At 69.3% G+C, this 21,741-nt stretch carries 14 protein-coding genes; 10 read left to right on the top strand and 4 right to left on the bottom strand.

The window, feature by feature from the left end:
- The first annotated feature begins 244 nt into the window (after nucleotides 1-244).
- Nucleotides 245-1,093, top strand: a complete 849-nt coding sequence (locus IW245_RS01610; protein ID WP_197001410.1) for a helix-turn-helix domain-containing protein — start codon at nucleotides 245-247, stop codon at nucleotides 1,091-1,093.
- A 15-nt stretch (nucleotides 1,094-1,108) separates the two neighbouring features.
- Here IW245_RS01610 and IW245_RS01605 read toward each other — a convergent pair whose 3' ends face one another.
- A complete protein-coding gene (locus tag IW245_RS01605) occupies nucleotides 1,109-1,831 on the bottom strand; it encodes a FadR/GntR family transcriptional regulator (protein WP_231398621.1) in 723 nt (240 codons plus the stop codon).
- Nucleotides 1,832-2,224: 393 nt separating this feature from the next.
- Between IW245_RS01605 and IW245_RS01600 the strand changes: the two genes are divergently transcribed.
- The 6 genes from IW245_RS01600 (at nucleotide 2,225) to xylA (ending at nucleotide 9,015) form a co-directional block, all read left to right on the top strand.
- Nucleotides 2,225-3,424: a mandelate racemase/muconate lactonizing enzyme family protein gene (locus IW245_RS01600; RefSeq protein ID WP_197001409.1), complete on the top strand. Its 1,200-nt coding sequence runs from the start codon at nucleotides 2,225-2,227 to the stop codon at nucleotides 3,422-3,424.
- Nucleotides 3,411-4,094, top strand: a complete 684-nt coding sequence (locus tag IW245_RS01595; protein WP_197001408.1) for an RraA family protein — start codon at nucleotides 3,411-3,413, stop codon at nucleotides 4,092-4,094. Before IW245_RS01600 ends, IW245_RS01595 begins: the two co-directional genes overlap by 14 nt.
- A 41-nt stretch (nucleotides 4,095-4,135) precedes the next feature.
- Nucleotides 4,136-5,179: a sugar ABC transporter substrate-binding protein gene (locus tag IW245_RS01590; protein WP_197001407.1), complete on the top strand. Its 1,044-nt coding sequence runs from the start codon at nucleotides 4,136-4,138 to the stop codon at nucleotides 5,177-5,179.
- The gene (locus IW245_RS01585) at nucleotides 5,176-6,702 is read left to right on the top strand and encodes a sugar ABC transporter ATP-binding protein (protein WP_197001406.1); all 1,527 of its coding nucleotides are present in this window, start codon (nucleotides 5,176-5,178) and stop codon (nucleotides 6,700-6,702) included. Before IW245_RS01590 ends, IW245_RS01585 begins: the two co-directional genes overlap by 4 nt.
- Nucleotides 6,699-7,706 carry an ABC transporter permease gene (locus IW245_RS01580; RefSeq protein WP_197001405.1) on the top strand — a complete coding sequence of 336 codons (1,008 nt, stop codon included), beginning with the start codon at nucleotides 6,699-6,701 and terminating at the stop codon, nucleotides 7,704-7,706. Before IW245_RS01585 ends, IW245_RS01580 begins: the two co-directional genes overlap by 4 nt.
- Nucleotides 7,707-7,827: 121 nt before the next feature.
- A complete protein-coding gene (gene xylA / locus IW245_RS01575) occupies nucleotides 7,828-9,015 on the top strand; it encodes a xylose isomerase (protein ID WP_231399162.1) in 1,188 nt (395 codons plus the stop codon).
- A gap of 100 nt (nucleotides 9,016-9,115) precedes the next feature.
- Here xylA and IW245_RS01570 read toward each other — a convergent pair whose 3' ends face one another.
- From IW245_RS01570 to IW245_RS01560, 3 genes are all read right to left on the bottom strand, one after another.
- A complete protein-coding gene (locus IW245_RS01570; RefSeq protein WP_197001404.1) occupies nucleotides 9,116-11,962 on the bottom strand; it encodes a glycosyl hydrolase family 95 catalytic domain-containing protein in 2,847 nt (948 codons plus the stop codon).
- Nucleotides 11,963-12,129: 167 nt separating this feature from the next.
- Entirely contained in the window at nucleotides 12,130-14,601 is a 2,472-nt protein-coding gene (locus IW245_RS41400) for an RICIN domain-containing protein (RefSeq protein WP_267920123.1), read from the bottom strand.
- 179 nt (nucleotides 14,602-14,780) lie between these two features.
- A complete protein-coding gene (locus IW245_RS01560; RefSeq protein ID WP_197001403.1) occupies nucleotides 14,781-17,477 on the bottom strand; it encodes an RICIN domain-containing protein in 2,697 nt (898 codons plus the stop codon).
- A 1,170-nt stretch (nucleotides 17,478-18,647) separates the two neighbouring features.
- Between IW245_RS01560 and IW245_RS01555 the strand changes: the two genes are divergently transcribed.
- The 3 genes from IW245_RS01555 (at nucleotide 18,648) to IW245_RS01545 (ending at nucleotide 21,705) form a co-directional block, all read left to right on the top strand.
- A complete protein-coding gene (locus tag IW245_RS01555) occupies nucleotides 18,648-20,102 on the top strand; it encodes a discoidin domain-containing protein (protein ID WP_197001402.1) in 1,455 nt (484 codons plus the stop codon).
- A gap of 58 nt (nucleotides 20,103-20,160) precedes the next feature.
- Entirely contained in the window at nucleotides 20,161-20,703 is a 543-nt protein-coding gene (locus IW245_RS01550; RefSeq protein WP_197001401.1) for a hypothetical protein, read from the top strand.
- A gap of 63 nt (nucleotides 20,704-20,766) precedes the next feature.
- Nucleotides 20,767-21,705: a MurR/RpiR family transcriptional regulator gene (locus IW245_RS01545; protein ID WP_231399159.1), complete on the top strand. Its 939-nt coding sequence runs from the start codon at nucleotides 20,767-20,769 to the stop codon at nucleotides 21,703-21,705.
- Nucleotides 21,706-21,741: the final 36 nt, after the last annotated feature.

Here is a 21,741-nt window from a genome sequence, read left to right as displayed (position 1 = left end):
CCCTCCCTGGCCTGCCACACCAACCTGAGCGGCATCGAACAAGACCGACCGACCCTACCGGAAAATAACGATTTCCTCGACGGGTACGAGACGGCCAGCGGCGGGCGACGTCAGCATGACCACGCCCAGCATCTGGTGCCATTGTGTTTGAATACGTTGACTTGCCCGTCGTAATGTGTTGGAGTTAACGTTATCCAACCACGAGTGCGCACGTCCCGTGACGACGGCCGACCCGGGAGGTGACATGTCAGTCCGCCTTCCGGGCACGCCGTTTCACACGGCGCTACGCCAGGCCATCCGGAGCCGGCGCCTGAGCCTGCAACGGCTGCACGACCACCTCGCCGACAAGGGCGTGCATGTGAGCGTGTCGACCCTCAGCAACTGGCAGCGGGGCAACGCCCGACCCACGCGCCCCAACTCGCGACTGGTCCTGCGCGCGCTGGAGGACGTCCTGGGCGTGAGCGGACTCGGCACACTGGCACTGGGGCCCGTCCGGCAGCGACGGAGCCTGAGCACGTCGCGCCGCCCGGGAACCATCGGACGCCAGGAGGTCGAAATCGCCCGGGGATCCGTGGGCGTCCTGGTCGCGCACGAGTCCCTGAGGGTCGGCCACGGGCGCTACGACTGGACGCTCCACGTGCGCCTGACGGTGCGGGCCCGGGTCGCCGGCGCCGACCGCCTGGTCGTCCACCACCAAGCGGACCGAGGGGTCATCCCGGCGGCCCGCGCCGGTGAAGGGTGCGTCATCGGGCGGTCCCGCGTGGAGGGCTCCACAGGGCTGGTCGCAGTCGAGCTCCTGCTCCCGGCGCCGCTGGCGCAGGGCGAGACCTGCCCGGTGGAGTACCAGATCACCCTGCCGGCGGGAAACCACTACCCCCACCACGGCCGATGGTTGGACGAGGCCGGGCAGATCTACGACCTGAGCATCCGGTTCGCCGACCCCGCCATGGCCAAGGAGACCCACCGGATCTGGCACATCGAACGGAACTCACCGTTCAGGGACGTGGGCCAGCTGCGCCTGATCGCGGGGACGCTGTTGCACTTCGTCGGCGTCGACCTGCCGCCGGGCTACCACGGAGTCCGCTGGGGATGAACCCCCGCCCGCGTTCTATGCGGCGCCGCCGGAGAGTGCCGCCTGTTCCGCGGCCCACCGTTCGACGCCGGCGACATGCATGGCGGCCGCCGCCGCCGCCAGCTGGGGATCCCGCAGGATCAGGGCGTCGAGGATCGCCTGGTGCTCGCGACGGATCACCTCCTGGGCGTCGGCGATCCGGGTTCCGCGCAGGACCCGGGTGCGCACCGTCCGCCCGGCGAGGATCTCCAACAGCATCGACAGCACCGGGTTGCCGACCAGGTCGATGATGCGCCGGTGGAACTCCATGTCCAAGGTGATGAAGTCCTCGACCCCCATCTCCTCGACGGTCCGGTCTATACACCCCTGCAGTGCGGCGATGTCTGCATCGCTGACGCGCACCGCGGCCAGCGCCGTGGCCTGAGGCTCCAGCATCCGACGCACCTGCAGCATGTGCGACACACCCCTGCTGCTGGACACATCGGCGGCGAACGCCAGCGATTCCAGGAGGACGTGCGGCTCCAGGCTCGAGACGTAGGTGCCGTCCCCCTGTTTGGAGACCAGGATCCCCATCGCGATCAGGGCCCTCATGGCCTCCCTCAGCGAGTTGCGTGACAAACCCAGTTGCTCAGCGAAGATCTCCTCGTTGGGAAGCCGGTCACCGGCAGCCAGCTCACCCCTGGCGATCATCGCCTTGATCGCATCGATTGCCTGATCCGTGACTGTCACGTGCACCTTCCTCCTGTCCGCGTGCGCCATCACCTTCCGCACCGCGGAGCCACACTGAACCTCCTCCGAGGACGTCGGAGGCGGGAGACCGCGATGGCACGGGCGGACCAGCCAAAATCTCCGTCACCCACGCCTGCAATCTACGTCACGGGCCCCCGGGCGCCCGTTACTCCAGTGATCAGGTGAGCGAAACCTCGGAGGAGCCACGTCAGGCGGGCGTTCGGACCGCGGTTGCAGCTCGGACTTATGTCCCCGGCGTCCCACATACTCCCGTGCACGCGCCGCCCAACGTCAGCTCCTCCGAGGACTACCCTTGCTATTGCCGGAAGTCGAGGGATAACGTGCACGTCTGGACCGCTAGTCCTCCGAGGTTTACGAGGGGAGATGCGACCGGTCCTCCCTCCCCACAAGGAAGGCTCCCCGATGGCTACCCCATCCGTGTTCGACGCAACGGACATCGACAGAGATTCGGCTGTTCAGGTCGAATCGGTACGTACCGTGCTGCTGTCGGCCGTCTATCCGCCGGGCGAGGAGCTCACCTGGGTCGGCGGAGTGATCCGCTCCTGGGACGCGGCCCTCGTGGAGGTCACGCTGTCCGACGGCACGACCGGCCTGGGCGAGGTCGGGGCCGGCATCATGGCGGCCCGCGCCGTGCCCGGCATCGTCGAGGAGCTCAGCCGGTACCTGGTGGGCGTGCCGCTGGCCCACCCGGTGCGCGTCGGGGACCACCTGCGGGACCACACGGCCTTCTGGTCCCGCGGTGGCCTGACGTCCGGCGCCATCGGCGCGCTGGAGACCGCGTGCGTGGACGCGGTGGCCAAACGTCTGGGGGTGCCCGCCCACGCGCTGCTGGGCGGCACCGTGCGGGAGAAGATCGAGGTCTACGCCAGCGGCGGACTCGGAACCACCTTCGAGCACATCAAGGACTGGGCCCACCAGCAGGTCGCCGCCGGCCTCAGGACCGTGAAATTCCGGGCGATGCGCGACCCCGCGACCACGATCGCGCTCCTGGACTTCGTCGTACCGAGCCTGCCCGCCCGCACCAGATTCGTGCTCGACGCGGTGCAGGGGTGCGCGTCGACACCGTGGGCGATCCGCGACTGTGTCCTGGTCGGCGAGGCCGTGGCCGCGCACGGGGGTCGCTGGTACGAGGAGCCCTGCCGGGCGGAGAACGTCGCCGGCTACGTGACTGTCCGCGCGGCGCTGCCGGTGGCGATCTCCGGCGTGGAATCGCACGGAACGTTCGAACAGTTCCGCGAACTCATCACGGCCGGCGGCGTGGACATCGCCCAGCCCGACGTCACCTTCGTCGGTGGCTTCCGCGCGTTCCATGCCGTGGCCGACCTCGCCGCGGCCCACGGCGTGGACTGCGTCCCCCACGTGTGGGGCAGCGGAGTGACGCTCATGGCCAACCTGCACGCGTCGCTGAGCCACGCGAACGTCCGACTGTTCGAGTACTGCACCCTGCCCAACCCGCTCCGCGACGCGCTGCTCGTCTCGCCTCCGGACCTGCGCGACGGAATGCTGGCCACGCCCACCGCGCCCGGGCTGGGAGTGCGCCTGACCCCGCAGCTCGAGGACGCCTTTCCCTTCCAGCCGGGGGCGGGCCATGTCATCCGCTGAGATCGCCGCCGGTACGCGCGAAGCATTTCGGTCCCGCGCGGGCGACGAACGCCTGACCAGCCCGATGATCTCCGACGCGCTCGACGCGATCGGGCTTCGCGCCCAGGTGGTGGCCGCCGATCTCCTGCCGCTACTGCCGGGCACCCGGGCGTTCGGCGTCGCGGCCACCGTGCAGTTCGCGCCCACCTGCGAGGACCCGGACGATCCGTACGCCGACGCCATCTCCTTCATCGACTCCCTACAGGCCGGTGAGCTTGTCGTAGTGGCGACTGACAACAGTCACCGGTCCGCCTTCTGGGGTGAGCTGTTCAGCGCCGCCGCACTCGGCCACGGCGTCACCGGCGTCATCACCGACGGCTGCCTGCGGGACACCCCGAAGATCGCCGGCCTCAACTTTCCGGCCTTCTCCCGCGCCCGTCAGCCAGCCGACTTCAGGGCCCGAATGCGCGTCACCGGCAGCAGGCTGCCCGTGGTCCTCGGAGGGGTGACCATCCGCCCCGGCGACCTCGTCCTCGCCGACGACGACGGCGTCGTCGTCATCCCGTACGACGTCGCCCACGACGTGCTGGACCGCGCCAGGGCCCGCGCCCGGGCCGAGACCACGGTCCTCGCCGAACTCCTCGCGGGCGAAACCCTCCGCGGCGTCTGGGACCGCCACGGCATCCTCTGACCGGGCAATCGCGACTCCTACCCACAACGAACGAGGCACCGATGAACTCACGAATCAGTACCGTCGCGGCACTCTTATGCCTGGCTACGGTCTCAGCGACAGCGACGGCCTGCGGAAGCTCCTCGCCAGCCGCCGGAGTGGCCAAGAACCCGCAGATCGGTGTCGACCTGCCCCGGTCAGACTCCGACTTCTGGAACTCCTACGCCAAGTACGTCCCGCAGTACGCGAACGAGCTGGGCATCAACCTGATGAATCCCACCAACTCGCAGAACGACGTGGCCAAGCAGGCCGCCAACGCTCAGGCCATGGCCAGCCAGGGGGCCAAGGCGATCGTGCTGGCCCCGCACGACACCGCCGCGATCTCGTCCACACTGCAGGTGCTCGCCCAGAAGAAGATCCCGGTGGTGGCGGTGGACACCCGTCCCGACCAGGGCAACGTCTTCATGGTCGTGCGCGCCAACAACCGGGCCTACGGGGAAAAGGCGTGCAGGTTCCTCGGCGACAAGCTCGGCGGCAAGGGCAAGGTGATCGAGTTCCAGGGGGCTCTGACCTCGATCAACGGCCGTGACCGGTCCGAGGCGTTCGCCGACTGCCTCACGAAGAACTACCCCGGGATCACCCTGTTCGCCGAACCCACCGACTGGGACGGGGCCAAGGCCGCTGCGGCCCTGCAGACACGACTGGCCCAGCACCCCGACATCAAGGGCATCTACATGCAGGCCGGCGGCGTGTTCCTCGCCCCCACACTGCAGGTCCTCAAGCAGAAGAACCTCCTGGTACCGCCGGGCGACTCCCGGCACATCTCGATCGTGTCCAACGACGGCATCCCGCAGGAGTTCGCCGCCATCCGCCGCGGCGACATCGACGCGACCGTCTCCCAGCCCGCGGACCTGTACGCGAAGTGGGCACTGATCTACGCCAAGGCGGCCCTGGACGGCAAGAAGTTCACCACGGGCCCGACCGACCACAACTCCACGATCGTCGACGTCGGCAACGGCACCCTCGAAGACCAGCTCGACGCGCCGCTGGTCAACGCCGCGAACGTCGACGAGCCGACGCTCTGGGGCAACAAGGTCGGCACATGACCCCGTCGACCCACGCCGCCTCGGCGCCGACGCACGTCCCGGTCGCCGAGGCCCGCAATGTCACCAAACGCTACGCGGGCACCGTGGCGCTCGACGACGCCGGCATCGTCGTCCACGCCGGGCGCACCCACGCTCTCGTCGGGCGCAACGGGGCCGGCAAATCCACCATGGTGTCGATCCTCACCGGGCTGCAGCGTCCAGACGACGGCCTGGTCACCTTTGACGGCGCACCCGCCCCGGCGCTGTCCGACCGCGACGGCTGGCGCCGGCGCGTCGCCTGCGTGTACCAGAAGTCGACCATCATCCCGTCACTGTCGGTCGCCGAGAACCTGCTGCTCAACCGTCAGTCGGTGCGCGGCCCGATCCGCTGGGGGGCGCTGCGCCGTCGTGCCACGGATCTGCTCGACCAGTACGACGTGCCCGTCGACCCGCGCGCGCTCGCCGGGGACCTGACCGTCGAACAGTGCCAGATGGTCGAGATCGCCCGGGCGCTGTCGTTCGGGGCCCGGTTCATCGTCCTGGACGAGCCCACCGCCCAACTCGACGGCGCGGCCATCGCCGGCCTGTTCCAACGCATGCGGGATCTGCAGAGCCAGGGGGTGACGTTCCTGTTCATCTCCCACCACCTCCAGGAGATCTACGAGGTGTGCCAGGACGTCACCGTCTACCGTGACGCCCGCCATGTCCTGACCACTCCCGTGGCGGACCTGCCGGCCACGGGCCTCGTGGAGGCCATGACCGGCGAGGGACGGCGCGTCAACGGACACACGGCCGCGCGCCGCATCGACGAAGCCGCCTTCGCCGCACTCGAGGTGTCGGACCTGACACTGCCGGGGCACTACACGGACGTGTCCCTGAGAGTCCGCGTCGGGGAGATCGTCGGACTCGCCGGTGGCGGAGGCAGTGGCAAGGCGGCCGTGGCCGAAACGATCGCCGGACTGCGCCGCGCCACCCACGGCGCTGTCCGGGCGAGCGGCTTGGAGGTCATGCCCGGCGATGTCCGGGAAGCGCTGGACATGGGCATCGGGTTCGTGCCGCAGGACCGCAACCGCGAGGGGCTCGTCTCGTCGATGTCCGTCGCCGAGAACGCCACGCTGACCATCGCCCACGAGTTCGGCCCGGCCGGATTCATCCCGCCCCGGCGCCGGCGTGCCCTGGCCGAGCGGATGATCGGCGACCTCGCCATCAAGACCGACGGACCCGACCAACCCGTCGGAACACTGTCCGGGGGAAACGCCCAGAAGGTGGTCATGGCGCGAGCCCTGGCCAGTGCGCCCCGCGCACTGGTGCTGATCGGGCCCACCGCCGGTGTGGACGTGCGCTCGAAGGAGTTCCTCCTCGGAGTGGTCGCCGAGACCGCCAGCCGGGGTACCGGAGTCGTCATGGTGTCCGACGAACTCGACGACCTGCGTTTGTGCGATCGGGTACTGGTGATGGTCAAAGGGCACATCGTCAGGGAAATGTCACGCGGCTGGGCGGACGCCGACCTCGTGGCCGCGATGGAAGGCGTACTCGGGCGATGAACCACAACGTGAGCACCCTGGCGACCGGACCCCGCGTCCCGAGACCGCGTCTGCACCGCCTGCGAGACTTCGCGCTCGTACCCGCGATCCTCGCCCTCGTCGTCGCGGGCGCGTTCGTCGACCCGGTGTTCCTGTCCCCTGAAAACGTGATCAACGTACTGCAGCAACAGACCGAACTGGCACTGGTCGTACTCGCCGAAGCGATCGTGCTGATATCGGGCCGGTTCGACCTGTCGCTGGAGTCGACGGTCGGCCTCGCACCGGCGCTGGCCATCGGCCTTGTCGTACCCGCCGTCAACGGCGGCCTGGGAACCGAACTGCCGCCGGGTCTGGCGCTGGTCCTGTGCCTGCTCGTCGGGCTCCTGATCGGAGCGTTCAACGGACTGTTGATCCTGAAGTTCCGGCTGTCCGCGTTCATCGTGACCCTCGGCATGCTCATCGTGCTCCGCGGCCTTCAGGTCGGCATCACCGGCGGCAAGACACTCTTTGAAGTGCCCTCCTCGTTCAGCTACCTGGGCAGCACCACCTGGCTGGGACTACCGGCGTCGATCTGGATCGCGGGCGTGGCCTTCGGCGTCGGCATCACCGTCCTCGGGTACTTCCGCAGCGGCCGGGCCCTGTACGCCATCGGCGGCAACGCCGACGCGGCCCGCTCCGGCGGCATCCGCATCGACCGGGTGGTGTGGACCACTCTCATCGTCGCGGGCATGCTCGCCGCCCTCGCGGGCGTGCTGATGACAGGTCGGCTCGGTTCCGTCGCCGCCGCCCAGGGCCAGGGCATGATCTTCACCGTGTTCGCCGCGGCCGTCATCGGCGGAGTCAGCCTCGACGGCGGCAAGGGCACGCTCTTCGGGGCCCTGTGCGGCGTCATCGTCCTGGGCCTGATCAACAACATCCTCACCCTTGCCGGTGTCTCCGCCGAATGGATCCAGGCGATCTACGGCGCGATCATCCTCACCGCACTGGTACTGGCGCGCGTCACCAGTGGGAAAGCCCAGGACTAGACAGCGACACCCGCTGATCTGAACAGGAGAATCCGATGGCCAGATCCCGACTCCGCCGCCTCGCGTCCGTCGTCCTCGACCACACCGAGGACCCCTGCGGAAGGACACTGACGTGTCCCCGCTGAGCCTGGCGGGGTTGGGCCACGACCCCTACCAGCCGACCTCGGCGGACCGGTTCAGCTTCGGCCTGTGGACCGTGGGCTGGCAGGGCCGCGACCCGTTCGGCGACGCCGTCCGACCCGCACTCGACCCGGTCGAGGCCGTGCACCGCCTGGCCGAGATCGGGGCCTACGGCGTCACGTTCCACGACGACGACCTGATCCCCTTCGGGTCCGAACCCGCGGCGCGCGACAAGCACGTCACCCGGTTCCGGGATGCACTCGACTCCACCGGTCTGGTGGTGCCCATGGCGACGACGAACCTGTTCAGCCATCCCGTGTTCAAGGACGGCGGCTTCACCGCGAACAACCGCGACATCCGCCGGTACGCCCTGGCCAAGGTCATGCGCAACATCGACCTCGCCGCCGAGCTCGGCGCGCGCACGTACGTCCTGTGGGGCGGGCGCGAAGGAGCCGAGTCCGACGCTGCCAAGGACATCCGGACCGCACTCGACCGGTACAAGGAGGCCGTCGACATCCTCTGCGACTACCTGCTCAGCAGCGGGTACGACATGCGCCTGGCCCTGGAGCCCAAGCCGAACGAGCCCCGCGGCGACCTGCTGCTGCCCACGATCGGCCACGTGATCGCGTTCATCGACCGGCTCGAACACCCCGACATGGTCGGCGTGAACCCCGGGGTCGGCCACGAGCAGATGGCGGGCATGAACGTGGTGCACGGGATCGCCCAGGCGCTGTGGAGCGGCAAGCTCTTCCACATCGACCTCAACGGCCGGCACGGTGCCCGCCGCGACCAGGACCTGCGCTTCGGGGCCGGCGACGTGAAGAGAGCTTTCTTCCTGGTGGACCTGCTGGAGACCGGCGGGTACACCGGCCCGAGGCACTTCGACGTCAGACCACCCCGCACCGAGGACATGACCGGGGTGTGGGAATCGGCGGCCGGCTGCATGCGCAACTACCGCATCCTCAGGGCGAAGGCCGCCGCGTTCCGGGCCGATCCCGAGGTCGCCTACGCGTACGCGGCGGCGCGGGCCGACCAACTCGCCCTGCCGACCCTGGGAGCCGGCGAATCCCTCGACGACCTGCGATCACACGCTTTCGGACGCTTCGACGTGCGGGCCGCCGCCGCCCAGGGCTGCGGCTACGAGCGCCTCGACCAGCTCGCGACAGAACACCTGCTCGGCGTCCGCTGACGTCTCCCACCGCCTGAGCCGGCCGACGGCCCTTGACCGCCCACCTCACCCGGCGCGCGGTTGCGTCGGGCCGGGCGAGGTGGCTGTCAGATCGCCGCGCCTATCCGGTGCCGACGTTGAGTTCGGCGATGGAGGTCCACGGGTTGCCGTTGACCTCGCTCAGGGCACGCAGCCGCACGTAGCGGCCGGTCTTGGCTGTGAAGGTGGCGGCCTGTTCGGTGGTGTTGTTGGCGAAGGTGCCGGTCTTCACCGCTGTGCCCCAGGTGGTGCCGTCGGTGGAGACGTACACCTCGTAGTTGGCGATCCGGCCGTTGGCCATGTTCTGCCGGGGCAGGTAGTACAGGTTGGTCACCGAGTAGCTGGCGCCGAGGTCGAGCTGGATCTCGTGCGGCGGCGTCGGGTTGGCCCCCGACCACTGGGTGTGCCAGAACGTGGCGGGGTTGCCGTCGAGCACGTTCGTGCCCGGCGCGTTCTCGCCGGAGGTTTCCTGGCTGTCCACGTAGCGGACGGACAGCTGCGACTGCGGGATCCGGCCGGGCGTGGGCGTGGACGTCGGGGTGACCGTGACGGACTGCCCGGGCTGGAGGCTGATCTGCTGGCTCCAGGTCCCCGCCTTCACCGTGGTCGCGGTGCCGGTGGTGCTGCGGATCGTCGCGGTGGTGACCTTCCCGTTCTGCCACGCCAGGTCGACGGTGAAGCCACCGCGTGCGCCGAGGCCGGTCGCGCTGCCGGACGCGGCCCAGGCACCGGGGAGGGCGGGGAGGAGTTCGATCAGGCCGGGGCGGCTGTAGAGGAGCATCTCGACCATGGCCGTGGGGGTACCGAAATTGGAGTCGATCTCGAAAATGGGCTTGCTGCCGCCGCCGTAGATGTCGAAGAAGTTCTGCGAGGTGCCGGCGCTGCCGTTGATCGACGGCCGCAGGTTGACCATCAGCATCTGATAGGCCTTGGCGGAGTCCTTGAGCCTGGCCCAGCAGACGGACCGCCATGCCGTGGCCCAACCGTAGCCGCCCTCGCCCCGGGCGGTGAGCAGGTTGCGCACGCCGGTGAGCAGTGCCGCCGGGCTGCCGTCGGCCGTGATCCGGTCGCCTGGGAACAGGCCCACGAGCGGGGACAGGTGCCGGTGCTGGGTCTCGCCGAGGTTGTCCGGGGACATCCACTCCTCGAGCCAGCCGGTGGTGGGGCTGACGACGGGCAGGTAGAGCTGGTTCTGCAGGCCGGCGATGGTCTGCGCGTAGGCGACGTCGCGGCCCAGGGCCGCGCTGGCTTTGCGGTAGAGGTCGAACAGGGCCCAGACGAGTTCCTGGGCGTAGGTGACGCCCTTGACGTACGGGCCGTGTTCCGGGGACCAGTCGGTGTCGTCGATGAGGACCGTTGCCCCGTTGACGGTGGTGGTGATCAGCCGGGCCTCCCAGAACTGGACGGCGCCCTTGAGCAGCGGATAGATCTTGTTCAGGTAGGCCGCGTCGTTCGTGTACTGGTAGTGCTCCCACAGGTTCATGCACAGCCAGGCGTTGCCTGGCGCGTTCCAGTCCCAGCCCAGGCCACCGTAGATGTTGGCGGAGGTGGCCACGGTCCAGCCGGCGATCCGGCCGTTGGAGTTGCGGTAGCGGTTGCGGGAGTCGTTGAAGAAGCGCTGCGTCTGGGTGGTCCACGACGACAGCTGGGACACGCAGTAGTCGGCCAGCGCCATGAACGTCGGGGCCAGGCCGGCGCGGTCGGCGAGCCAGTAGTTCATCTGCAGGTTGATGTTGGTGTGGTAGTCGCTCATCCAGTCCGGGTCGGGGCGGTCGATCCACATGCCCTGCAGGTTCGTGGGGACACTGCCGCGCGAGGAGGTGATCGCGAGGTAGCGGCCGAAGTGCAGGTAGCTGGCCTCCAGCTCCGGGTCGGGAATGCCGGAGGACGCGCGCGCCTGCAGTCTCGCCCAGGTGTCCTTGGATGTCTGGGTCGCCGAGGACACGCCGAGGTTGACGGTGACCGTGTCGTGCAGGGCCTGGTAGTCGCCGGTGTGGGTGGCCAGCAACGTCGCGCCGGCGATGTTCTTCGCCGTGGTCGCCTTGGACACCGCGACGGCCCAGGGGTCCAGGGCCGCGTTCTTGAACGCCGCAGCGGCGTCCGGCGTGTAGTTCGTGCCACCGGACACGACGACAACCACCTCGGAGCAGCCGGTGAAGGTCACGGTGTTACCGCTCGTCGCGGCCGTTCCGCCGGTGCCCGCAGCGGTGACGGCGGCGGCGTACCGCAGGCCGTTGGACAGGGTGGCGGAGAAGGAGGCGGTCCTGGTGGTCCCGTCGGCGGTGGTCGTCTCGCCGTGCATCCCGTTGAGGCTGACCGAGCCGGTGTAGGACCCACCGCCGGTCTGGGTCAGGCGGATCACGATCACGTCGTCGGGGTAGCTGGCGAACATCTCCCGCCGGTACGTCACACCCTGGTACGTGTAGGACGTGGTCACGATGCCGTTGCTCAGGTCGAGGGCCCGCTGGTAGCCGCTGATCGCGCCGATCGTGTGCGCCGGTACGGAGACGTATGCCTTGGCCAGCATCGTGAAGGTGCCGAAACTCGCGCTGTCGTACGGGAACTGCCCGTCCCCGCCCAGCGACGCGTTGAGGCCGCCGGTCCACAGCGTGGTGTCGGTCAGCCACAGGAAGTCCCGCGACGGGTCCCCGCCGATCAGGCCACCGATGCGACCGTTGCCGACGGGCAGGCCCTGGGTGATGATCGCCGACTCGGCGGCCGGGGTCGGGTACCACAGTCTCGTCGCCTGCGCCTCCGGGACCAGCGACAGCGCAGCGGGTCCGGCCACTCGGGCCTGGGCGTCGAAGGCCCGCAGTCCGCCGAGTGTCATGGCGGCACCGGCCACGCCGGCTGCCTTCAACATCGATCGGCGCGACGGCGTTCGCCGGGCCGGGCCGGCGGCATCGGACGGCAGTGAGGGGATGGTCATGTCAGTTCCTCCAGGGTGGGGCGACACGTCATGCCGTGCCGCTGGCGTCGTTCGAGGGGTGGTTCGTCGAGGGGTCCCACCGCCGCCCGGCGTAGCCCTCGGTACCCCGGGCGGCGGTGGTTGTCAGGTCGCGCTGGTTCAGGTCGCGACCTGAGTCGGTGGTGGCGTCAGCTGATCGCCCAGCGCTGCAACGCGGAGCCGGTGTTGGGCTGCTGGGTGATCAACGCGCCGTCGGCGGTCGACGCGGTGGTGAGCAACAGGCCACTGCTCTGCGAGGTGAGGGTGTAGCCGCCGGTCACCGGGGTGGCGATCCAGCGCTGGTTGCTTCCGGAGCCGCAGGTCCACTGCAGGATCTGGGCGCCGGCACTCGACGAGTTGCCGCTGACGTCGACGCACAGGTTCGACTCGGCGTTGGTGATCCGGTAGGAGCCGTCGGACTGCTGGGTGAACACCCACTTCTGGTTCAGGCCACCACTCGGCGACCAGGTGATCAGCTGGGTGCCGGCGGTCGTGGAATGGCCCGGATCATCCAGAGCCTTGCCGGAGGCGATCACCGTCCGGGTGCCGTTGAGGTTGCCGCTGCTCACCGGGTTGACGGTCCAGCTGAACGACGTCTGGCCGCTGGCTGTGCCCGACGAGGCGGTCACGGTCACGTTCGACGTGGCGTTGGTGGTCGGGGTGCCGGTGATCAGCCCGGAGGAGCTGATCGACAGCCCGGCCGGCAGGCCCGTCGCCGAATACGTCAACGGCTTGTTCTGCGAGTCGACGGCGGTGACCTGCAGCGAGACGGCGGTGCCGTTGGTGCTGGTCTGGGCACCGGGGTTGGTGACACCGACCGTTTCGGTGCCCGTGGAGCCGGACTGGGTGAGCGTCAGGATCTGCTCGGCGCCGGTGCGGTTGCCGCCGACGGAGTTGCCGGTGGTGTTGGTCCAGTCCCGGGTCGGCGTGGTCTCCGCGAGCCGGCTGGCGTCGGCCGACATGCCCAGCACGAGTCCGCTGTAGCGGTTGACGAGCCGGAAAGTGCCGCCGGAGCTGTTCTTGACGATGAACCACTGCTGGCCGACGTTGCCGGTGTTGACGGCGGTGACCGTGGGCTTGGCGCCCCACGCCCGGGTCGTCGTGACAGCGCCGTCGACGCCGAGGGCCTGGCCGGTGGAGGCGTTGGTGATCCGGTAGGAACCGTCAGTGAGGCTGGTGAACGACCACGCCTCCAGCGCCGAGCCGGTGGCCGCGCCGACGGAGATGGTCGCCGAGCTGCCCGACGACTGGGCCAGGACCCGACCCGAACCACTTCCGATGGTGTACGTCTTGGACAGGTCCACGGGTGCGGGGGCGGGCATGTTGGAGTCGATGGTCATGTTGACGTACTGGCCGGAGGAACCGGCGCAGGCGATCGAGCAGTAGGACCGGAACGTCTTCCCGACGATCGTGGAGCTCGTCTTGTTGGCGCCGTCGAGGAACCAGCGGTACCACGACGCGGTGTGGTAACTGCCGGAGTCACCGATGCGGGTCCACTTCTGGGTGGCCAGGTCGTCGGTGGCGTAGTACTCCTGCGGTGCGTTGCCGGACTGGTCGACGGCCTGCGGGGTGCCCAGGTACACACCGAGGTAGGCGTTGTACGTGACGTTCATGACGAACATGGGGGACGTCGCGGGCATCTTGCCGGCGGCGATCTGCTGGCTGGCCGTCCCGGTGTTCATCGGGCTGTACTCGGCGCTCGCTGGCGTGTACCCGTTGGGGTTGGAGCCGGTGACCGGCACCATGTTGCTTTCCTTGCCGCCCACGCCGGGCTGCGACCAGGAGCCGTTGTACCACTTCTGCCACGTGCCGGACGCCATCTTGCCCGACATGGGAGCCCGCGCCACATGGGAGTAATAGGCCCGCCAGCCGCCGCTCTTGTCGACGATCCTCGAACCGTAGAAGGAGTAGAAGTAGCCCGAGGCCGTGTCGACCAACAGCCGCTGGTCGCCGTCGCCGTAGTCGTAGGTCTGGTTCGGGAACGCCGCCGTGTCGCCCCGCTGGGTGCTGTAGGGCGAGGTGATCACATGGCTGTCGATGGTCCAGGTCCGGCCCTGGTCCGTCGACACGGTGTGGTCGATGGCGTCGAAGTGCAGGCCGTCGCCGAACGGCTCCGGGGTGAACTCGTTGTGCACCAGGCCGTGCCAGTTGCCGGTGTCCGGGTCGACCCACACCCCCGCGAGGTCGCAGTAGTTGCGGTGCGCGTAGCCGGATCCCGCCGGCGCGTTGGTGGCCGCCAGACCGGTGGGGCTGTTGTCGCACCGCCAGGTCGTGTCGTTGTTGCGGTCGTTGGAGTTGGCCGGGTTCACGAAGTTGCTCAGCGTGCTCGACTTCGTCGCGGTATCGAGGTTGGTGCCGGTGTAGAACTCCCAGAACCGGGGGTCCGACGCGCCGTACAGCGCCGCGGACTGCTGGGAGTAGAACGTGCCGTCCTTGTCGATGTACGTACCCGCCTGCGTGTCGGTCGGGTACGGATAGTTGCCGGTCGACCCGGCGGAGACCGTGTAGGTGGCGCCGGGCGGTAGCGCCGACGCCGTCGACGCCGTCGTCACCAACGCGCCGACCAGGGCCAACGTCAGCGCGGCACCTGCTGCCGCACGCGCCTTTCGAGAATGGGACACGGGTGTTTCCTTTCCAAGGGACCGTCCGGACGGACGGGTCAAAGTTGCGGGAACCTCGATGGAGCCCGGCCGGAACTGCGAAATGCCGATCGGTGGGACACGGCTGCGGCGTCGAGGGAGGGGGGCTCCGACCGCCGCAGCCGCGTCCCGGTCTCAGGACAGCGCCGGTGGCGGCGGTGTCAGCTGATCGCCCAGTGCTGCAGGGCCGAGTTGGTATTGGCCTGCTGGGTGATCAGCGCCCCGTCGGCGGTCGACGCGGTAGTGAGCAGGAGTCCACTGCTCTGCGAGGTGAGCGTGTAGCCGCCGGTCACCGGGGTGGCGATCCACCGCTGGTTGCTGCCATTGCCACACGTCCACTGCAGGATCTGCGCACCGGCCGACCCCGAAGCCCCGCTGACGTCGACGCACAGGTTCGACTCGGCATTGGTGATCCGGTAGGAACCATCGGCCTGCTGGGTGAACACCCACTTCTGGTTCAGCCCACCACTCGGTGACCAGGTGATCAGCTGGGTGCCGGCGGTCGTGGAATGGCCCGGGTCATCCAAGGCCTTGCCGGACGCGATGACTGTCCGGGTGCCGTTGAGGTTCCCGCTGCCGACCGGGTTCACGGTCCAGCTGAACGACGTCTGGCCGCTGGCTGTGCCCGACGAGGCGGTCACAGTCACGTTCGAGGTGGCGTTCGTCGTCGGGGTGCCGGTGATCAGCCCGGAGGAGCTGATCGACAGCCCGGCCGGCAGGCCCGTCGCCGAGAACGTCAGGGCTTTGCCCTGCGAGTCGGTCGCGGTGATCTGCTGGGAGACCGCAGTGCCGTTAGTGCTGCTCTGCGCGCCCGGGTTGGTGACGCTCACAGTCTCCGTGCCGGTGGAGCCGGTGGTGACGGCGTAGTTGTCGTACTGGGCGGTGCGGTAGCCGGTGACGCCGAACCCGGCCATTCCGGCGGGGATGGTGCCGTCGTTCGCGGTGCCGAGGGTGGTGCCGTCGAGCTTGGCGGTGATGGTGGAGCCCTGGAAGGAGAACGCCAGGTTGTGCCACTGGTTGGTGCCCGGCGCGGCGGTGGTGCCGCTGGCGAGGGTGGTGAATCCCCAGGTGGAGTTGCTGCGCTGGATCGACCAGGCGCCGGTGTCGGCGAGGCGCAGGTGGTAGGCGTCGAGGCCGTTGTTGTTCCGGTTCTGCTGCCCGATGCGGCCCAGGACCTCGACGGCACCGGACTGCTCCATCAGCGCGTCGACGCTGACGGTGTAGTCGGTCCAACCCCTTTCGCCCATCATCGTGTACGGGGCGTTGAAGGGTTCGTCCGTCCACCGGATCGGGGTGGCCGGCGCCATCTGCCGCACACAGGTCCCGGCCCGGCCGGCGGCGCAGGGCACGGTCTCGAAGGAGCCGTTCATGTCGGTGAAGTAGCGCGGGGACCGGTTGGCGGCGTACCCGTCGAAATTGTCCGTGTAGGGCAGGGCGAGGGCCGAGCGGGCGGGGGAGGTCGCGGTGCCCTTGCCCTGGCCGGTGGTGGTGGTCAGGCTGTAGAGGTAGCCGGGTTGCAGGGTGATCGTGTAGCCGCCGCCGGACGGGGTGATGTCGGACTGCCGCACGAAGTAGTCCGAGGCGTTGCCCGAGCGCATGTTGGTGGCCCAGACGTGCACCGCCCCGGTGGACAGGCCGCCGGTGATGGCGAATGTGGCCGTCTGCGAGGAGCTGGCGTCCAGGGTCTCGATGACGGTGCTGTAGTCCACGTTGTTCGGGGACTTCAGTACGACGTAGCTGCCGTTGGCGCGGTTGCCGCCCAGGTAGCCGCTGGCTGCGTCGAGGTAGCGCCAACCCGGCTGGGCGAACTGACCGGTGTGCGCCAACGCCCACGTCGTCTTACCCACGCTGTAGGCGCCCGACCAGGGCTGGTCTGCCAGGGCCAGGCCATCGGTGGAGAAGTACAGGTTCTGGTACAGCGCCGCGACGATGGGCCAGTTGATGTACGCGGTCATCTTCGCGTCGATGTAGCCCCGGTTGATGCCCCGGGCCACCGCGGCCGCACCGGTGTTGTAGTCCTGCGAGCCGCTCTCACTGGCCCACAGCGGCTTGCCGATCCCCTGCGCCGTGCTGGTGCTCGAGCACGTCGACTGGTCCGACAGGTACCCGCAGGTGTAGTGCGAGCCGACGATGTCCACGGCGTTGCGGAACGCAGTGTTGCCGGCCATCTCGTCGGCGGCGTTCCAACCGTTGTCGTCGTTGGCCACGAGCTTCACCGAGGACAGGCCGCTGGAGTTCAGACTGCTGCGCAGGTTGACGAACCATGCGGCATTCGAGCCCCGCTCGTTCCAACCGCCCAGGTAGTCGATGGTCAGGTTGTGGTCGGACTGGGCGTGCTGGATCCACTTGGTCAGATAGTTGATCATGTCCTGGGACCAGAAGTTCCCGCCCCCGATCCAGCCCGGCGCGCCCCAGGACAGGGCCGCCAGCTTGATGTTGGGGTTACGCGCCTTGGCCTGTTCCATCAGCCACCACTCGTAGCCACGCTGGTAGTTCTCGTCGGTTGCGGAGTGCATGTGGCTGGGCTCGGCGCCGTCGGTGGAGTTGGTGTCCCCGCCGATCTCCACCTTGAGGATGGACAGGTCCGCGCCGTAGCCGGGCTTGAACAGGTAGTCCAGGATCTGGGAGCGCTGCGGCTCGGGGTAGTCGAACAGCAGGCGCGAGTTACCGCCACCCCCGCTGATCGCGCCGACCCCGTCGAACACCCGGCCCGAACCGGTGCCGTTGACCGTGATCGACGTCGCCGCGTGGGCCGCCGGGGCCTTCCAGGTGACCAGCAACGAGGTCGCGAGGACCAGCAGCACCAGGGCCGCGATGGGTCTGCGGCGGGGAACGCGCAGCCAGGGATGGGTGAGCATCGGACTTCTCCTCTGAGGGGTAACGCCCGCGATGGTGGTCATCGACGGGGGACGCTTCGTCGATCCACAACGGAATCGACGGCTCAACCCCGCCCGCGGCCACGACTCCGGGACGGCCGAGAAAAACTGCGCACCCCCGCTGTGCGATCAGCGGGCATGCTCGGAAACAAGCCGCTCGCTGTCAGTCGAGCAGTCCGAGTCCCCCCGGGCGGCTGGTGGACGGGGGAATCCATCGCAGTTCCGATAACGAGAACTCCAACACAACACACCGCCCTAGTCAACAGACTCCAACATAATGGCACGCGCTGCCACGGCAGCCGCCGGCCATGACGAGTGCACTATTGCCACATCACAGCAGTTCAACCGCCCTTTGGCGCCCCAGGAACGCCGCCGGAACCTCCGAAGCACATGTACCGGCTACCCGAGGATCTGACCCCATCCGCACGGAGATAGATAAGGTTATTTCACAACCGTGGGGCCGCCACGCACCGCGCGCAAACCATGCTTGAAGCGGTCCTGGCGCGCACCCCGACTGCGCGTAGCTGCTCACAACTGCGCGTTTGCGCGCATCTATTGACATCGTTTCCCCGTGGTCGGCTAATGGAAGCCATGACCCGGTCTGCTCGAAGCCCTCCTCACACTCCGCATGGCACTGCCCACCCAGGACCCTTCGGCACCCGGCGGCCCGGCAGGGCCAACCGGCCGCACGCGACAGCTGGCGATGCCCGCCCTGGCGGGAACCACGACACGCCCACTGACCGCGCCCGACCCCACCCGCTGACATCACGGCAGTCCGAGACGTCAGGGACAGCAAGCAATCCCCTCACCCGCGGACACCGCCGGAGCGCGCCTGCGATAGCGCGCTCCCGCGTAGCTGCCCATGTCACCGCGCACCCCACGTCGCCGGCTGGCCCAGCGGCCCTCCGGCGCGTCGACATGCCCGCAAGCTCCCCGGGCCAAAGCCCCAGCGCGCCGTACCCCTACGACATTCCCGGCGCGCCAGGGCCGTCTCCGCACTCCGGCCCTGCTCCACGAACACGAAACCCCAGGCTGCCGTCCCCGCCAGGATCGGGCGCGCCGGGCGCTGTCAGCCCGACGCGCTCATGAACCGCGTCCCGTCAACCTGTCGCCGACGCGGTGCCCCTCCCCTCACAGTGAATTGAGTGCCCCATGTCCCACCCCTCGTCACGATGGCTCGCGGTCGCCGCGGTCATCGCCCTCAGCTTCGGACTGCCCGCGGCGGCGGGTGCGTCCGCCCCGACACCCGAGCAGTCGCGGGTACCCGCCGACCAGGCCAGCAAGGGCATGGTCTACCGCGACCTGGTCCCCGGAAGCGCCGCGTGCGCCGGGCTGTTCCGGGTCCGGGCGACCGGGGGCTGCACCCATGGCCCCGACGCGACGCCCCCGGGCATGGACGTGAAGCGCCCGGTGGCACCGGTGCGCGCCACGCTGGCCGCGGCGGCCGCTGCGGCGCAGTGCGTCGGTGACGGCGTTTCCGGAAACCGGGTCCAGGTCCTCTACGTGCACGGCCCGAACAATGACCGGTACAACCAGTACAAGGCGTCGTTCGTGCAGTGGTCGCTGGATATGGACACCATCTTCAACGAGAGCGCCAAGGAGACCGGCGGCACCCGGCGGGTCCGGTTCGTCCACGACGCGGCCTGCGCGCCGACCGTTCTGAACGTCGCCGTGTCCGCCGCCGCGATCGCCACCTTCGGCGGGACCATCGACGCGCTGAAGGCCCTGGGCTACACCCGCGTCGACCGCAAGTACGCCACCCTCGTCGACACCAACGTGTACTGCGGCATCGGCGAGTTCGCCGGCGACGACACGAAGTCCGCCGCCAACCGCAGCAACTTCGGCCCGACGTTCTCCCGGTCGGACAACGGCTGCTGGGACGGGTTCACCATGGCCCACGAGCTCGGGCACAACCTGGGTGCGGTCAGCAACAACGCGCCGAACTCCAGCGGAGGCGCGCACTGCACCGACGAGTACGACGTCATGTGCTACTCGGATGAGCCCTACTACCCGCAGATGCGCTACGTGTGTCCGGACCGGGCGCACGAGAACCGCTTCGACTGCAACCACGACGACTACTTCCACACCAACCCGCCTGCCGGCAGCTTCCTCGCCACGCACTGGAACGTCGCCGACAGCGCCTTCCTGATCGCCGTCGGGGGCGGCAACCCGGCACCGGGCCGCATCCCGGGGCTGACGGTGCGGTCCGCCGACAGCCAGGAGACCACAGGGGAGAACGGCGCGGCGGCCAACGCCGTCGACGGCAACCCCGCGACCATCTGGCACACCCAGTGGTCCGGCGCCAACCCGCCACCCCCGCACGAGATCCAACTCGACCTGCATGCCACCTACCAGGTGACCAGCGTGTACTACCTGCCCCGCCAGACCGGCACCAACGGCCGCATCGCCCGCTACGAGGTGTACGTCTCCACCGACGGCGTCACCTGGGGCACCCCGGTCGCCACCGGCACCTGGACCAACACGGCCACCGAGGAGACAGCCACCTTCGCGGCCAAAGCCGGCCGGTACGTGAAGCTGCGCGCGCTGTCCGAGGTCAATGGGAACCCGTGGACGTCGGCTGCGGAGATCGCTGTCGCCGGCACCTGAGATCCGGGGTGACCGGGTCGCTCCGGTCACCCCGCTCCCCCCACCGATGGGATACCCGATGCGAAACCGCACCCGGCACCTCGTTCTCGCCGCCGCAGTCCTGGTCTGCGCGGCCGTCCTGCGACCAGCACCGGCCCACGCGCACGGCTCCACCATCACCTTCACCCTGGCCGGCGACGGCGCGGGAAGGGTCAGGGCGGTGGCCACCTGGACCGACGACGGCCACCGGGTCACCGTCCCGGTCGACGTCACCCTCACCGCCACCGCCGCCCAGGCCGGACCCACGACCCGGATCGGCCCCGCACGGATGCCGGCCCTGCCGGGCGGGACGAGCGTGTACGAGTCGACCACGCTCCTGCCCGTCGGCCGCTGGGACGTCACCGTCCAAGCGGCCGAACCTGCCCTCGGCTACGGACACCTGCAGCTCGACGTCGGCACCAGCTACGTCGGCTTTCCACCTGACTTCCCACCGACGGAACCCGCTGGGCCCACCGCGGCCCACACCATCACCACCTGGGCGGCATGGGCGATCGGCGCGCTCCTCGTCGCCCTCCTCGCGCTCGCGGCACTGGCCCGCCGCACCCGGTCGCCGGCCCGGTAGCCCGGGATCCGGCACCTCGCCGCTCCCGACGGTCCCGCAGGAACCAACCACTCTGGAGGCGTGATGGACAGTTCACCGACCGGCGGCACCAGCCTGTTGACCATCATCGAGAACGCCCTACCGCGCCTACCCGACGGCCTGCGCGCGATCGGCCGGACCATCCTCGCCGATCCGGACACCGCCGTCACCCTGACCGTCGCGTCCCTGGGCCTGCGCAGCAGCACCTCCCCGGCGGCCGTCACCCGGTTCTGCCAGGCCATCGGCCTCGCGGGCTTCCACGACCTGCGGTTGCGCCTGGCCCGCGAGATCGGCCACGAGACCGCGCGACGCTGGCACATCGACGTCGGATTCGACATCACCCCCGACGACGACCTCGCCCACGCCGTCGCCATGGTCACCCAGGCCGGCCTCGCCTCCGTCCAACGCACGACCGACAAGCTCGACCACCCGACCGCCGAGTCCGCCGCCCGGTCCCTCGCCACCGCCCGACGCATCGACCTGTACGCGATCGGCACCAGCGCGCTCGCCGCCACCGAGATGCAGCTGCGCTTGCACGGGATCGGCCGGCCGGCCTGGGTCCACCCCGACGGCCGCCGCGCCGCGATCAGCGCGGCGCTCCTCGGCCACGGCGACACCGCCATCGGCATCTGCCACTCCGGAGACACCCCGGAGATCGTATCCGCGCTCCGGCTGGCCCGCCGCAACGGCGCGACCACCGTGGCCATCACGAACGAACCGCACTCGGCGCTGGCCACGGCGGCCCAGCACACGCTCACGACCTTCGTGTACGGCACCACGTTCCGGCACGGGGAACAAGCGGCCAGCCACGCCCAGCTCCTCCTCCTGGACTGCCTCTACGTCCGCGTCGCCCAACTCACCCACGCCCACGCCGCCGACTGCCTGGACCCGACAGCCGCCAACCGGGATCAGCACCGCACCCCTGGGGCCGCCGGCGACACCTCCCCCGTAGCGACCGACTGCGGCGAATCCTGGGCATGCTGATCAACGACGGGCAGGTGTCCGCGTACCCGAAAAATG

The sequence above is a fragment of the Longispora fulva genome (assembly GCF_015751905.1).
Classification (GTDB): domain Bacteria; phylum Actinomycetota; class Actinomycetes; order Mycobacteriales; family Micromonosporaceae; genus Longispora; species Longispora fulva.
This window is presented reverse-complemented; position numbering and strand designations above follow the sequence as displayed.

Coding starts and splice junctions, on each gene's coding strand:
- IW245_RS01580 (WP_197001405.1), top strand. CDS start 6,699: ATGAACCACAACGTGAGCACCCTGGCGACCGGACCCCGCGTCCCGAGA.
- IW245_RS01600 (WP_197001409.1), top strand. CDS start 2,225: ATGGCTACCCCATCCGTGTTCGACGCAACGGACATCGACAGAGATTCG.
- IW245_RS01555 (WP_197001402.1), top strand. CDS start 18,648: ATGTCCCACCCCTCGTCACGATGGCTCGCGGTCGCCGCGGTCATCGCC.
- IW245_RS01590 (WP_197001407.1), top strand. CDS start 4,136: ATGAACTCACGAATCAGTACCGTCGCGGCACTCTTATGCCTGGCTACG.
- IW245_RS01570 (WP_197001404.1), bottom strand. CDS start 11,962: ATGACCATCCCCTCACTGCCGTCCGATGCCGCCGGCCCGGCCCGGCGA.
- IW245_RS01560 (WP_197001403.1), bottom strand. CDS start 17,477: ATGCTCACCCATCCCTGGCTGCGCGTTCCCCGCCGCAGACCCATCGCG.
- IW245_RS01545 (WP_231399159.1), top strand. CDS start 20,767: ATGGACAGTTCACCGACCGGCGGCACCAGCCTGTTGACCATCATCGAG.
- IW245_RS01585 (WP_197001406.1), top strand. CDS start 5,176: ATGACCCCGTCGACCCACGCCGCCTCGGCGCCGACGCACGTCCCGGTC.
- IW245_RS01595 (WP_197001408.1), top strand. CDS start 3,411: ATGTCATCCGCTGAGATCGCCGCCGGTACGCGCGAAGCATTTCGGTCC.
- IW245_RS01550 (WP_197001401.1), top strand. CDS start 20,161: ATGCGAAACCGCACCCGGCACCTCGTTCTCGCCGCCGCAGTCCTGGTC.
- IW245_RS01605 (WP_231398621.1), bottom strand. CDS start 1,831: ATGGCGCACGCGGACAGGAGGAAGGTGCACGTGACAGTCACGGATCAG.
- IW245_RS01610 (WP_197001410.1), top strand. CDS start 245: ATGTCAGTCCGCCTTCCGGGCACGCCGTTTCACACGGCGCTACGCCAG.